13 protein-coding genes are annotated in these 14,059 nt (G+C 64.1%); 8 read left to right on the plus strand and 5 right to left on the minus strand.

What is annotated here, in order from left to right:
- Entirely contained in the window at window positions 1-369 is a 369-nt protein-coding gene (locus EO136_RS10290; RefSeq protein WP_127144448.1) for a fluoride efflux transporter FluC, read from the plus strand.
- Between the two features lie 126 nt (window positions 370-495).
- On the opposite strand, the gene phoU is transcribed toward EO136_RS10290, so the two are convergent.
- Both phoU and EO136_RS10300 read right to left on the minus strand, forming a co-directional pair.
- Complete coding sequence (phoU, locus tag EO136_RS10295; RefSeq protein ID WP_127144338.1) at window positions 496-1,203, minus strand: phosphate signaling complex protein PhoU; 708 nt, start codon at window positions 1,201-1,203, stop codon at window positions 496-498.
- 132 nt (window positions 1,204-1,335) lie between these two features.
- The gene (locus EO136_RS10300) at window positions 1,336-2,607 is read right to left on the minus strand and encodes a sensor histidine kinase (protein ID WP_164730529.1); all 1,272 of its coding nucleotides are present in this window, start codon (window positions 2,605-2,607) and stop codon (window positions 1,336-1,338) included.
- A gap of 164 nt (window positions 2,608-2,771) precedes the next feature.
- On the opposite strand from EO136_RS10300, the gene EO136_RS10305 reads away from it, so the two are divergent.
- The gene (locus EO136_RS10305; protein ID WP_127144340.1) at window positions 2,772-3,686 is read left to right on the plus strand and encodes a sugar kinase; all 915 of its coding nucleotides are present in this window, start codon (window positions 2,772-2,774) and stop codon (window positions 3,684-3,686) included.
- On the opposite strand, the gene EO136_RS10310 is transcribed toward EO136_RS10305, so the two are convergent.
- Complete coding sequence (locus EO136_RS10310; RefSeq protein WP_127144341.1) at window positions 3,680-4,228, minus strand: DUF924 family protein; 549 nt, start codon at window positions 4,226-4,228, stop codon at window positions 3,680-3,682. The two genes, EO136_RS10305 and EO136_RS10310, sit on opposite strands and share 7 nt — an antisense overlap.
- A gap of 116 nt (window positions 4,229-4,344) precedes the next feature.
- Between EO136_RS10310 and EO136_RS10315 the strand changes: the two genes are divergently transcribed.
- The 5 genes from EO136_RS10315 to EO136_RS10335 all read left to right on the plus strand — a co-directional run bounded on the left by EO136_RS10315 (window position 4,345) and on the right by EO136_RS10335 (window position 11,047).
- Window positions 4,345-5,442: an ATP-dependent DNA helicase gene (locus EO136_RS10315; RefSeq protein ID WP_206513307.1), complete on the plus strand. Its 1,098-nt coding sequence runs from the start codon at window positions 4,345-4,347 to the stop codon at window positions 5,440-5,442.
- A gap of 140 nt (window positions 5,443-5,582) precedes the next feature.
- Window positions 5,583-5,939: a GntR family transcriptional regulator gene (locus EO136_RS10320; protein WP_206513308.1), complete on the plus strand. Its 357-nt coding sequence runs from the start codon at window positions 5,583-5,585 to the stop codon at window positions 5,937-5,939.
- Window positions 5,936-6,820: an ABC transporter ATP-binding protein gene (locus tag EO136_RS10325; protein ID WP_127144343.1), complete on the plus strand. Its 885-nt coding sequence runs from the start codon at window positions 5,936-5,938 to the stop codon at window positions 6,818-6,820. Before EO136_RS10320 ends, EO136_RS10325 begins: the two co-directional genes overlap by 4 nt.
- The gene (locus EO136_RS10330; protein ID WP_127144344.1) at window positions 6,821-7,705 is read left to right on the plus strand and encodes a hypothetical protein; all 885 of its coding nucleotides are present in this window, start codon (window positions 6,821-6,823) and stop codon (window positions 7,703-7,705) included.
- A gap of 735 nt (window positions 7,706-8,440) precedes the next feature.
- Window positions 8,441-11,047 carry a bifunctional diguanylate cyclase/phosphodiesterase gene (locus tag EO136_RS10335; protein ID WP_127144450.1) on the plus strand — a complete coding sequence of 869 codons (2,607 nt, stop codon included), beginning with the start codon at window positions 8,441-8,443 and terminating at the stop codon, window positions 11,045-11,047.
- 63 nt (window positions 11,048-11,110) lie between these two features.
- Here the strand turns inward: EO136_RS10335 and EO136_RS10340 are convergent, their stop codons facing one another.
- On the minus strand, window positions 11,111-11,725 hold the full coding sequence (locus EO136_RS10340; protein WP_127144345.1) for a DUF2062 domain-containing protein: 615 nt from the start codon (window positions 11,723-11,725) through the stop codon (window positions 11,111-11,113).
- Window positions 11,726-11,987: 262 nt separating this feature from the next.
- Between EO136_RS10340 and EO136_RS10345 the strand changes: the two genes are divergently transcribed.
- Complete coding sequence (locus tag EO136_RS10345; protein ID WP_127144346.1) at window positions 11,988-13,496, plus strand: inorganic phosphate transporter; 1,509 nt, start codon at window positions 11,988-11,990, stop codon at window positions 13,494-13,496.
- A gap of 53 nt (window positions 13,497-13,549) precedes the next feature.
- Here EO136_RS10345 and EO136_RS10350 read toward each other — a convergent pair whose 3' ends face one another.
- A complete protein-coding gene (locus EO136_RS10350) occupies window positions 13,550-14,053 on the minus strand; it encodes an NUDIX hydrolase (protein ID WP_127144347.1) in 504 nt (167 codons plus the stop codon).
- Between the last annotated feature and the right edge of the window lie 6 nt (window positions 14,054-14,059).

Below are 14,059 nucleotides of genomic sequence, written 5' to 3' on the forward strand. Positions count from 1 at the left end.
ATGCGCGAGGCGCTGATCGTGGGGCTGGGCGCGGGAACGGGCGCGGTGCTGCGCTTTGCGCTGTCGCTTGGGCTTCTGTCCATGGCCGGGCCCGCATGGCCCTGGGGGACCTTCGCGGCCAACGCGCTGGGCTCGCTGGCCATCGGCTGGCTGGCTGGCCGCTCTCTCGCCCGGCCCATGCCCCCCGGCCTGCGGCTGCTCCTCGTCCCGGGATTTTGCGGAGGCTTCACCACCTTCTCGATCTTCAGCCTTGAGGCGGTAATTATGGCCGCTGAGGCGCCGGTCGCCACATTTGGCTACGTGTTGGCCTCGCTCGCCGCGTGGATGGGGGCCGTCGCCTTGGGGTTTTCCCTCTCTCGACGGGGATAACCCCGCCCGATTTATCCCCGATCAACGCTGCCAGCGGCGCTAACAGGCGCGATCACCGCTAATGTGCGCCGATCAGCGCCGTATAGCGCGTTGATCTTCGGCCAACCCCGCGAAATCGCAGGCCAATCAGCTCTTGATCTGCTCGCGCTTGAGATCATTGACATCCTGGGTCACCGACCGGCCGGTGGCGAGGAAATAGGCCTGCTCGGCGATGTTGGTCGCATGGTCGCCCACGCGCTCGAAATTCTTGCCGCAGAACAATAGGTGCGTGCACATGGTGATGTTGCGCGGATCTTCCATCATATAGGTCAGAAGCTCGCGGAACAGGGAGACGTAGAGCGCGTCGATATCGGTGTCGCGCTCGATGACGTCCACCGCCATGTCCTTGTCCTTGCTGGCAAATCCATCGAGCGCCAGTTTGAGCTGCCGCTGGGCGAGCTGGCTCATGTGGCGCATGCCGTTGTTGAACTGGCTCGAGGGCACCATCCCCTCGATCCGCGTCACGCGCCGGGCCGTGGACTTGGCCATGTCCCCGATCCGCTCGAGATCGTTGGCCACGTGGATCGAGGCGATCACGAGGCGCAGATCGCCGGCCATGGGCTGGCGCCGGGCGATGATCGAGACCGCCATCTCGTCGACCTGGCGCTGCATGGCATCGACCTTCTTGTCGGCCGCGATGGTCGTCGCAGCCAGGTCGTGATCCATGCGCACCAGCGCTTCGGCAGCGTTGGCGATGGCCTTCTCGACCAGCCCGCCCATCTCGGAAATCGAGCGCGCCAGTTCGGTCAACTCGTCTTCGTAGGAGGAGACGATATGTTCGCCGGTATAGCTCATCGCAAGCATTTCCCTGAAATCTGGCCGCCATCCGCCCGGGACGCCGGGCCTGCCCGATCCCTTCATGACGGATCACAGCCCATGGGTAAAGTCTTGGGGGCGCCTGAAGTTGCCATTGCGTTGTCCTCCCGGTCAGCTCCGCCGCGGCAGCAGGACCTCGACCCGCGTGCCCTCCCCCAGCGTGGAGCGGATGGCCATCTCGCCGTGGTGGCGATGAACGATATGCTTGACGATCGCCAGCCCCAGGCCCGTTCCCTTGGCCTTGCGGCTGCCCTCCGATTCCACGCGGTAGAACCGCTCGGTGAGCCGCGGCACATGCTCCTGTGCAATGCCGGGTCCGTAATCGGTGACGGTGATGGCGTGGTAGGTGCCGGCGCGGTTGGCCCCGCGCGCCACGGCCACGCTGACGCGCCCGCCCGAGCCGCCGTACTTGATCGCGTTGTCCACGAGGTTCTCGACAACCTCGTAAAGTTCCTGGGCGTCGCCGGTCACTGCCGCGGATTCCTCGGGCAGATCGAGCTCGAGGGTCACGCCGGCCTCGGCGAGACGGGCTTCAAGCGAGGCGGAGACTTCGCGCACCACGCTCTGGAGCCGGACCTCGGCGGTCGGCTTGACGTGCTGGCGAAGTTCGATCCGGCTCAGCGAAAGCAGATCGTCGATCAGGGCGGACATGCGCCCCGCCTGGGTGCGCATGATCGACAAGAACCGGTCCCGCGCACCCGCATCGGTCGCCGCAGGGCCCTGCAGGGTCTCGATAAAGCCCATCAGCGAGGTGAGCGGGGTGCGCAGTTCGTGGCTGGCATTGGCGATGAAATCGCTGCGCATGCGGTCGGTTCGACGCTGTTCGGTGAAATCATGCAGCGTGATGATCAAGAGCAGCCGCCCGCTTTCGGGATCGGGCTCATAGGGCGCGACGGACGCGCGCAGCCAGACCTCGTTGGGCACGCTCAGATGCACTTCGACCGCCCGCGCCTCGCGGGCCGTGCGCGCGGCGTCGATCGCCTCGACCAGATCGGGATCGCGCAGGGTGAAGGCCAGCGGATCGCCCTCGCGCAGGCGCGGAAACTGCAGGCGCGCCGAGGGGTTGCAATAGACCAGAACGCTGCGCTCGTTGAGGATCAGGAAGGGCTCGGTCAGCCCGTCGGCAAAGCGCGCCACCTCCCGGTCCACGCCCCGGTCTCCCACCACGGCCGCCGGCTCGGCACCGGGGGCGGCGAGGCGCCCGATCAGCAGGCCTGCGGCCAGCAGCGCCAGCGTCACTGCGGCGCCGTCGACCACTCCGATCCGACCGGCAACAACGAGCAGGGCACAGGCCAGCACTCCGGCCCCCGCGACGGCGAGAGCGGGAGGCACGGCACCAGGCCGCGGCCGAGTGGGGCCGGGTTCGGGCATTCGCGCGGTCATGACACCAGAATCATCGTACATACCCCAGCCCATAGCGTGCGCACATGACAGTGCCATGATGCAACAGCCGCAATGGCGCCAACAGCCCCGCCCGGCCCTTTCCCGGCCCGCGCAGATCGTCTATGCGAGAAGCACACGCCGGCTACAGGGGGATGCGCACGCATATGGGTACGATCGTCAGCATCGGGGAGTGCATGATCGAGCTGAGCGGAGGCGCGGACGGGCAATACCGTCTGGGCTATGCCGGCGACACCTTCAACACCGCCTATTACATGGCGGCGCGACTGCCCGAACCCTGGGACGTCCAGTACCTTACCTGCGTGGGCGATGATCTTTATTCGGACCGCATGGTCGCCCATATCGCGGGCAATGGCGTGGGCACGCGGCACATTGCGCGACTGCAAGGCCACAAGCCCGGGCTCTATCTCATCCATCAGGCCGACGGCGACCGTCACTTCACCTATTGGCGCGAGACTTCGGCGGCCCGGCGGCTGGCCGATGACCCTGCACGGCTCAAGGCCGGGCTGGCCCAGGCCGATTTGATCTATTTCTCGGGCATCACGCTCGCCATTCTCGAGCCGGCGGCCCGCTCCCGGCTGATTGAGGCAATCGCCCGCCGGCGCGCGGATGGCGCCCGGGTCGGGTTCGATCCCAATATCCGGCCCGTTCTCTGGCCCGATACCGAGGCCCTGCGCGAAGCGCTGATGGCCGCGGCGCGGGTCTCGAGCATCGTGCTGCCCACCCATGGGGATGAATTGCCCTATTTCGGCGATGCAGACGCCAGAGCTACCTCCGAGCGCTATCTGCGTGCGGGCGCCGAGGAGGTCGTGGTCAAGAACGGGGGCGAGCCGGCCCTTGTCGCGACGGCGCAAGGGGCGGAACGCGTTCCCGCCACCCGCGTGCAATCGGTGGTGGACGCCACCGGCGCCGGCGACAGCTTCGGGGGCGCCTATATCGCCGCGCGCCTCACCGGCGCCTCGCCTGCCGAGGCGGCCCGTGCGGGCCACGAGGTCGCCAGCATCGTTATCGGCCATCACGGGGCCCTCGCCCCGCGAGAAGCTCTGGGCGCCGCTCAGTAGGCGCGGCCTTCATTGGCTTTCATGTAGGCGAGTTCATCAGGCGTCGAGGGTCGACCCAAAGCCCCGTTGCGGAACGGAAAGCGGCCAAAGCGCGCGATCGTCTCGTGGTGGGCCCTGGCGTATTCCATGTAGTCGTCGCTGCCCATCGCCTCGAAAAGCCGCAGGGATTGCTCCTGGATGACGAGCGATTCAGCGTGCTGGAAGGGCATGTAGACAAAGAGCTTGTGGTTGACGTCCATGGGCGCGTCCATGCCCTGCGCGATCATCTCCTGGGCGAGAGCGAGCGCCATGGTGTCAGCGGCAAATGCCTGCCCCTCGCCTCGGTGAAGCTGCCGGGAGACCTGATCGAGCAGGATGATCTCGGCCAGCCGCCCATCGGCAGAGTTCCGCCATTCCCAGAGTTCGGACCGCACGGCCCGGGCATGGAGGTCGCCGAGCTGCGCCCTGACGCGGACGTCGAAATCGGGTGAGCCGGAAAACCAGTCCTCGGGCCCATGATCGGAAAACCAGAAGTCGCTTACGTCCGCAGCGGTTGATGCCATGAAATTTCCTTTCCTCCCCAGCCTATGGGTAGCGGAGCGCGGCACGCTCCTTGATAATCACCCCGGCGGGATGCGATTCCCGCCTTCATGGGTTTTGACAGGGAGTGTGTCGCGAAATGGTGGCCTGGTCCAGCCAGCAGGATGAAGCGCTCAAGGCTGTCAGCGCCTGGCTCAAGGACAAGGACGGCGCGCAGGTGTTCCGGCTGTTCGGATGGGCGGGAACGGGCAAGTCCACCCTCGCCCAGCATCTGGCCAAGGACGTCAAGACCGTCAAATACGCCGCCTTCACCGGCAAGGCCGCTCTCGTGATGCGCAAGCGCGGCTGCAAGGGCGCCTCGACCATCCATTCCCTGATCTACACCCGGATCAGCGAGAAGGAGGGCGAGCCCCGCTTTGTCCTGGACGCGGAGTCATCGATCGCCGACGCCGATCTGGTGGTCATCGACGAGGTCTCGATGGTCGACGAGGTTCTGGGCACCGACCTATTGAGTTTCGGAACCAAGGTTCTGGTCCTGGGCGACCCCTTCCAGCTTCCCCCGGTGCAGGGCGAGGGCTTTTTCACCGCCGCCGAACCGGACGTCATGCTCACCGAGATTCATCGCCAGGCGCGCGACAACCCCATCGTGCGCCTCTCGCTCGATATCCGGGAAGGCCGGCCCCTCGTTTATGGGCAGTATGGGGAGTCCAAGGTCATTTCCCGCCGGGAGGTGGACCAGGCGGAGGTCCTGGCCGCCGATCAGGTTCTGGTGGGCCGCAACAAGACCCGGCTGCATTACAATGCGCGCATCCGCGAACTCAAGGGCCTGCCCGATGCCAAGCCCGTGGTCGGCGACCGGCTGGTCTGCCTGCGCAACAATCCGCGCAAGCGGCTGCTGAACGGCCAGATCTGGACGGCGGCCACCGTCACCCGCAAGGCGGGGGGCTCGCTCGACATGCTGATCGACCCGGAAGAGGAAGACCGCACCTCGGTCCAGACCCGCGTGCGTACCCACACCAGTTTTTTTTCGGGTGAGGACACCGAAATGAGCTGGCAGATGCGGCGCCAGTACGACGAATTCACTTATGGCTATTGCCTCACTGTCCACAAGGCGCAGGGCAGCCAGTGGGATACCGTCTACCTCTTCGACGAGAGCTTCGTGTTCCGGGAAGAAGCGAGCCGTTGGCTCTACACCGGGCTCACCCGGGCCGCCGAAGCGATCACCGTCGTGCGCTAAGCCGTTTGGCCCCGGGTGCTTTACCCTCCCCCTGGCCGATTGCCTTATCCTTTGGATTCTCAGCTCCGCGCTGTCGCACGCGCGCACTTGACCATGGCGCAATGGTGTATTACTAAAGCAGCACACTAACGAGTGAGCTGATGAACCAGTGGCGTGACAATGTGCCGATCTTTCTCCAGATCAGGCAGCGGATGATCGAATTGATCCTCAGTGAGGCGATCGGGGAGGGCGAGGCCCTTCCCTCGGTGCGCCAGATCGCGACCGAGCTTTCGGTCAATCCTTTGACCGTCACCAAGGCCTATCAGTCGCTCGTTGACCTCGATATCGTGGAAAAGCGCAGGGGGCTGGGCATGTTCGTGAACAAGGGCGCACGCGAGAAACTTCTCGTCCATGAGCGCGAGACTTTCCTGTCTCAGGAGTGGCCGGCCATCCGGGGGCGCATTGCCGCCCTTGGCCTGAGCCTTGGCGAGTTGATGGACAGGGAGCGCGACCAATGAGCCAGGGAACGCCTATCGCCTCGGCGCGCGGGCTGCGCAAGCGCTTCGGCAAGACCGAGATCCTGCACGGGCTGGACTTCGACATTCCCGCCGGCCGCATATACGGACTGGTGGGGCACAATGGTGCGGGCAAGACCACGACCCTCAATGCCCTTCTGGGCCTCACCAAATGCGAGGGGCATATCGAAGTTCTGGGCATGGACCCCTTCGCCAACCGTGCCCGGCTGATGAAGGATGTCGCGTTCATCTCGGACGTCGCATCGCTGCCGCGCTTTTTGCGCGTGCGCGAGCTGCTTTCTATGCTGACCGACACCCACCCCAATTTCTCGCGCGAAAAAGCGCAGGACTTTCTCTCGGGCACCGACATCCGGCCCGAGGCGCGGATCAAGACGCTCTCCAAGGGCATGATCGCCCAGCTCCATCTGGCGGTCGTGATGGCGATCAACGCCCGGCTTCTGGTGCTCGACGAGCCCACGCTGGGGCTCGACATCACCTATCGGAAACGCTTCTACAAGCGCCTGCTCGAAGACTATATGAGCGAGCAGCGCACGCTTTTGATCACCACCCATCAGGTGGACGAGATCGAGTTCATGCTCAGCGACATCATGTTCATTCGAGACGGAGAACTGATCGCGCACATGCCCATGGACGCGGTGGCGGAAACCTATGTGCAGCTCGTGGTCTCCGATCCCGCCCGGATCGAGGACGCCCGCGCGCTCGAGCCGGTCTATTTCGAGACCCGGTTCGGACAAACGGTGATGATCTTTGAGGGACGCAAGCACGAGGATCTGGCACCGTTCGGTACGGTCACTACGCCCACCCTCTCGGATCTTTTCGTGGCCCTCATGCAGCGTCAGACCTACAACCGGGGGGCAGCATAAATGTCCGCAGTGATCGCAATGGTGCGGCGCGAATATCTCGAGCACCGCGCCGCCTTCGTCATTGCCCCGGCCATCCTGCTGGGGCTCGCCCTTCTCGGGGCGCTCTACGGCACGATCTCGGTGTCGACCAGCGGGCGGTTCGCCGCCGAGCTTCCGAGCCTTCTGATCTTTTACGAGACGCTCTTTGCCGCTGCGGCCTATGGCTGGTCGGTCTACCTTCTGGTCATGCTGGCGTTCTACTTCGCCAACGCCTTTTCGGCAGACTCGCGCAACAACGCGATGCTGTTCTGGAAATCGGTGCCCCAGTCGGACCTTACGATCATGGGGGCAAAGGTCTTGACCGGACTTACGGTCTTCCCCCTCGCCATTCTGCTGGCGACCGGAATTTCCGGCATCATCGCTTATCTTCCCGCTTTTTCGGTCGGATCGGCGCTCTCGGAATTCGCGCCGCCCGATCCGGGTCAGGCGGCCCTCGCCTGGGTCCAGATCATGGTCATCGCCTGCGTCTATTTCGCGGTCGGGCTCCTTTGGTACCTGCCCTTCCTGTGCTGGATCGGCTTCCTCTCGACGATCTTTGCCCGCTGGGCGATGCCGCTGGCGGTCCTGATCCCGATGGTCGGAGCGCTTATCGAATTCATGGCGACGGGCGGGGCGGGGCCGCGCGGGGGTTATCTTCTGGCCTTCCTTCGTGACCGGCTGTCTCTCGATATCGAAGGGCTGGACATGGAAATGCGCTGGCTTTCGGGCGAAGCGTTCCAGGCGGGACCGATGGTCACCCGCATCCTTGGCGGCGTGGACTGGCTTTCGCTGGGGGTCGGGCTCGGTGTGGCCGCCGTGCTGGTCTTTCTCGCCAGCGAATATCGCAGGCGCTACATCCTGAGCTGACCCAGTGAGGAGTATCGTGCAGGGCGATGTCTCTTGAACGCGAGGAGGCCCCCCCGAATCGCGAGCGAATTATCGTTTGAAATCCACGCGATGAGAAGATGCGGTTTGTGCGTGCCCACTCACACTTATGTGCATGGCCCGTCCCCCTCGGCACGCTTGCAAAAGCCCGCGAACACCGGCACCATCCCTTTATTGTCAATCGATCGAAAGGAGGTGATCCAATGTCTAGTGAGATCCGCGCCGGCGGAGTTGGCTTTGGGTGTGAGGTGAATTTGTTGGGGCAGCCCCTGGCGGATTGACCGTCAACCTCCGAACCCGATCATGGTTCAGTCACTCCACTGTGATAGGAACTCATGGAAGGACCGCTCGTAAAAGGGCGGTCCTTTTTTGTTGCCTATGGGTAGCGCTGCGGCGTCCGGAGCAAAAAAAAGGCGGTCGTACCGGGATCAACCCTGCACCGCCGCCGGAAGTTGCTCTTGCCCTTCGCGCTCTCGCGAAGGTTCATAGAATAACCGCATACGCACCATATTTCCACCCCCTGCGCTTCACGAACTATTGGCCGTTATAAAGCCTGTATTAAAGTCTGTGCCGTATCAATTCGAGCTTGCGTGAGGGGCAGGAATTGGTTTGGCTGGACACGACGATACGGCAGAGAGAGCGGCAACCTCTCCTCTAGATCTGGTACGCAGGGCGGGGCGGCCGGCGAATGTACCCACCCTTGTCGCGCTCGTCGTAATGCTGGCCATCGCCATCTTTGCCGACCACCAGAACCACATCCTCTTCGAGCAGACCCAGCGCACCACGGTCCATGACCAGGCCGCGCTGATCCGCGCGCGGCTCGAGGGCAAGATCGCATCCAACATCCAGCTGGTCCACGGCCTCGTGAGCACGATCAGCACGGAGCCCGACATGGGTCAAGAGCGGTTTGGACGCCTCGCTGCGCATATCCTTATGCAGGAAAATGAACTCCGGCACGTCGCCGCGGCCCCTGATCTGGTGGTGCGTCTGATCCATCCCCTGAGCGGCAACCAGGATGCGCTCGGGCTGGACTATCGTGTCAATGCCGAGCAGCGCGCAGCCGCCATAGCCGCGCGCGACAGCGGAAGCATGATGCTGGCAGGCCCCGTACATCTGGTGCAGGGCGGGCGAGGTTTTATTGGACGGTTTCCCGTCTTTTCCGATGACGAGGCCGGAGAGCGCAGGTTCTGGGGCATCGTCTCGGCGATCATTGAGGCGGACCGGCTCTATGCTGCCAGTGGGCTGACCGATCCTGAACTGGGTATCGAGGTGGCGATCGGGGGGCGAGACGGCATCGGGCCGGGCGACGATATCTTTTTCGGTGACCCCGCCATCCTTGCCCAGGACCCGATTTCCATGGAGATCGTCCTGCCGAACGGCCGCTGGCAGATGGCTGCGATACCCGAGGGCGGCTGGCAGACCACCCCGCCCAACACCTGGGCATTGCGGCTGACCATGGCGCTTGCCGCGGCCCTGGTGCTCGCCCCGCTCGCCCTTGCCGCGAGGCTCAATTCCGAGCGGATGCGTCGCCTCGACGACCAGAAGCGACGCGAAGCAGATCTCAAGAGACTTTCGCGCCGCCTCGCGCTCGCCGTCGAGACGTCCCGGGTCGGCGTCTGGGAAATGGACATCGAAACCGGCGATCTCTCCTGGGACGACCGCATGAACGAGCTTTACGGCCTGCCTCGTGACGGCGGCCCGCGCACCTACCGCGACTGGCGCCGGGCGCTGCACCCTGAAGACCGCCAGAAGACCGAGCGTAAATTCAACACGGCTGTCCGCAACAGGGGTCAGTATCACTCCGAATTCCGTGTCCTGGCGCCCGATGGGCACGTGCGCCATATCCGGGCGATTGGCTCGGTCTACCAGGATCCGGGCGGACCATCGCGAATTCTGGGCGTGAACTGGGACGTAACCGCCGATACCGAGCTGTCAGGAGCCCTGCTCAAGGCCAAGACGCAGGCCGAGGCGAAGAATTTCGAGCTCGAAAGCGCCAAGGCCAGGATCGAGCACAACGCCCTGCACGATCCGCTGACCGGGCTGCCCAACCGGCGCTATCTCGACGAGGTCCTCTCGCTTCAAGAAGGGCGCGCCCGAGGTGCCGATGCGCATTCGGCGCTCCTGCACATGGATCTCGATCGCTTCAAGCACATCAACGATACCCTTGGTCATGCCGCAGGCGACGCCATGCTGGTGCACACCGCCGAAATTCTCAAGGCGGCTGTGCGCCAGGACGATTTCGTCGCCCGGATCGGGGGAGACGAGTTCGTCGTGTTCTGCATGAACGAGATGTCTCAGGCCGACCTCAGATGCCTCGCCGACCGGATCATCTCGCTCATCAGCCAGCCGGTCTCCTACAAGACCCACGAATGTCGCTTTGGGGTCAGCATCGGGATCGCCGAATGCGCGGAAGCGCGGGTTTCCCCGCGCCAGATGCTGATCAACGCCGACATCGCGCTCTATCGCGCCAAGCGTCAGGGGCGCAACCGTTTCGAATTCTTCACCGAAGCCCTTCAGGCCGAGATCATCACCTCCAAGCGACTTGCCGACGACATCCTCAAGGGCCTGGAAAACGACGAGTTCACAGCACACTACCAACCTCAGTTCGATGCGCACAGCCTCGAGGTCGTCGGCATCGAGGCGCTGGCGCGCTGGAACCATCCGATCGAGGGGCTGCTCAGTCCCGCAGCCTTCATGGACACGGCCGAAGAGCTCAACGTGGTGGCCGCGCTCGACCATATCGTGCTCAAGCAGGCGCTCGCCCAACGGCGGGCATGGCAAGCAAAGGGCCTGCATGTCCGACGCATGTCGGTCAACGTCTCGGCCCGTCGCCTTCACGACGAGACGCTCATCGACACGCTCAAGGGCATGGACATCACCCCTGGTACGCTGTCGTTCGAGCTGGTCGAGTCGATCTATCTGGACGAAAGCGACCCTATCGTCACCTGGAACATCGACCAGATTCGCGAACTCGGGATCGACATCGAGATCGACGATTTCGGCACGGGCTATGCCTCGATCGTCAGCCTCTTGCAGCTCCGCCCCACCCGAATGAAGATCGACCGGCAACTTGTGATGCCGATCGCGGACTCCCGCCCCCGACTCAGCCTCGTTAGATCCATCATCGAGATCGGGAATTCGCTGGGCATCGAATCGATCGCCGAGGGTGTGGAAACGCCCGAGCATATCGAACTTCTGCGGGCCTGCGGCTGCGCGACACTCCAGGGGTTCGTATTTGCCAAGCCTATGCCCGGCGATGAGATCGCACAATTGCTCCGGGAAAAGCAGAAGGCAGGCTCGGCCTGTCACCAGAACATGTCCTGAGAGCAGGCGCTCCAAGACCTTGATCGTTTACGTCCTTGAGACGGCCGCCGTCCGGCAAAGGCTTTAGACTTCGCTGCGGTCCACGTTGGGATTGCCGCCACTCATCCGCGCGCGGCGGCGCTCAAGCCGGGAGCGGCGCGCGATCTGGAAACTGCCCACCACCCCGCGCACGACGAAATAAAAGAACAGCCAGGTAAAGACGGCCAGCGGCACGGCTCCGATCATCATCGTCTGGAAGAGCGGAAAGATCTGCCAGATGTCCACCGACAACAGCCCGCCTGACAGAGCCTCGGTCGACGCTCCATCGATCACCCCGATATCCGCAGCCGGGGTGCGGACCATTTCCTGGATGGCCGAGCCGAACTGGTAGGTGAGCGAGAAAAACAGCGGGAACGTGATCGGGTTGCCCCATGCGGTGCCGATGGCAGCGGCCAGCATGTTGCCCCGGGTCAGGAACGCTAGAATGAATCCGAGAAAGAAATGCAGCCCGATGAGCGGGAAGACCGATGCGGCCGCACCCGAGGCGATGCCCGCGCCGATGGCGTGAGGACTGGCCGTCAGCCGCAGCACCTTCTTTTGCAGATAGACCAGATACCGACGCAGGCCCATTCGGGGCCAGACGATGTCCCGCAGGCGCACCAGCCCGCTCTTTCCGGCTTTGCCTTTGGCTCGGGACATGAAAGACAATATTTCTCCTCGGCCTCGGCCAGACACCTGATCTTACTTTACATGGGGTCCCCTCCGCTTTCCATAGGCCACCGGGGCCGCACGCCCAAAAATTGCGCCTTGCCAGCGCCGCACGGAAGTATCGAACCCGCCGATCGGCCCGGAACTGTGAACATCTGGCGCTATTGTGACGAATTCTTCACAATCGACTGGAGTCAGCGCTCCTGATTGGGTAAGGGGCGTCAAACCCATGCAAAGGACGCATCTCCGCTCCATGGCCAAATCCGCCATCGACAAAGACCTCAAGCGGGTCAACCAGCTTCGCGACGCGACCCGGTCGACCTCGCGTGCCATTGCCGCGCCTGGCATCGCGCTCGTGTTCCTGCTCGGGGCGCTGGTCTGGGCCGTGACGTCGGTGGCAAGCGGGCCGATGGCCTATCTCGTGGTCATCGCCACCGTGATCGCAGCCTATATGGCGCTCAATATCGGCGCCAATGACGTTGCCAACAATATGGGCCCGGCGGTCGGCGCTCGCGCGCTCACACTCGGCGGCGCCTTGGTCATCGCCGCCGTGTGCGAGGCGGCCGGCGCGCTTCTGGCCGGCGGAGACGTGGTCAACACGATCTCGCGCGACATCATCGCACCGGGCACCGACCTTCCGCCCAACGTGTTCACTTATGTGATGATGGCCGCCCTGCTTTCGGCCGCGCTCTGGATCAATCTGGCCACTCTGATCGGCGCACCGGTCTCAACCACCCACTCGGTGATCGGGGGCGTGGTGGGCGCAGGCATTGCCGCGGCGGGGATGTCGGCGATCATCTGGCCAACCATGGGCCGGATCGTTGCAAGCTGGGTGATCTCCCCGGTGCTGGGCGGAGCGCTGGCTGCGGCGCTGCTGCTCGTGATCAACCTCACGATTCTCAACCGCCGTGAAAAGGGCGAGTCGGCTCGGATCTGGGTGCCGGTCTTTGCCGCGCTGATGGTCGGCATCTTTGCAATGTACATGGCAATGAAAGGGCTGAGCCGCGTATGGGACCCTGCGCCCCATATGGTGATGCTGGTGGGCCTCGTCTTTGCCGGGATCGGGTGGGCCGTGGCCGTGCCGTTCGTGCGCAAGGGCATTGCCCAGGCCGGCAATTCCAACAAGAAGATCGGCGCCCTGTTCCGGCTGCCCCTGATCTTTGCCACCGCCCTGCTCTCGTTCGCCCACGGCGCCAATGACGTGGCCAACGCGGTCGGCCCACTCGCTGCGATCGTCGCCGTGGTCGATCTGGGCGAAGCCGCGGCCACCGGGTCGGTCGCACTGCCGATCTGGGTGCTGGCGATCGGCGCGCTGGGTATTGCACTCGGGCTCGCCCTCTTTGGCCCGCGCGTCATCCGCACGGTAGGCGAGAAGATCACCAAGCTCAATGAAATCCGGGGATATTGCGTGGCGCTGTCGGCGGCAGTGACCGTACTCGTCGCTTCGGCGCTGGGCCTGCCGGTCTCCTCGACCCATATCGCGGTCGGGGCGGTGTTCGGCGTGGGCTTCCTGCGCGAAGGCGTCTCCAACCGCGGGATTCGCAACAAGGCCGTGAGCCCCGAAGGGGTCTTTCTCAAGACAGACCACCTCAACAAGACCCCCGAAGAAGCCGTCGCCAATTATCAAAAGCGGCGCAAGCGCTACCTCGTGCGGCGCCAGCACGCCTTCTCGATCGCCGCAGCCTGGATCATCACCGTGCCAATGGCGGGCCTGCTCTCGGCAGGGCTTTTCCTCGTGATGTCGATGCTCTTCGGGCTTTAGGACGTCTCGATCCGTTTCCGGCATTGCCTGACGCGGCGACCGATCCCGGGCGCTCAGCCGGCCTCGCCCGCGTTGCCTGCGCCAGCCTTGCGCCCCAGTTCGCGCTGAGCGAGTGCAACGGCGACATCGGCCAGACCGTCATGGGTGATCAGCCTCTTGGCCTCCGAAAGCACGGCCCAGTGCCGGTACCGCTGGCCCTGCTCCTTCCAGTCGTCGCGCTGATGGGTAACGAGCAGCGGAAACATTTCGACCTCCACGGGCTTGGGCCTCTCGTCGGTGACCGGCAACATATAAGACCCGATGGGCTTTTGTTCGACAACACCCTCGACGCCGGCTTCCTCATAGGCCTCGAGCGCGGCGCTGTCCCATGCGGTGTAGCCCTGCTTGAGCCCGCCTTTCGGGAAAATCCAGCGCCCCCGCCCGCGCGAGGTCACCAGCAAAACGACCAGTTGCCCGTCCACGATCCGGTAGGGCAAGGCGCCCGACTGGGGGCCCGCCGGCTCGACCTTCTGGCGGCCAGCCAGGCTCCTCAGCATTCCCAACAGGCTTTCAAACATCGGCAG

Source organism: Pelagibacterium montanilacus (assembly GCF_003992665.1).
GTDB classification, from domain to species: domain Bacteria; phylum Pseudomonadota; class Alphaproteobacteria; order Rhizobiales; family Devosiaceae; genus Pelagibacterium; species Pelagibacterium montanilacus.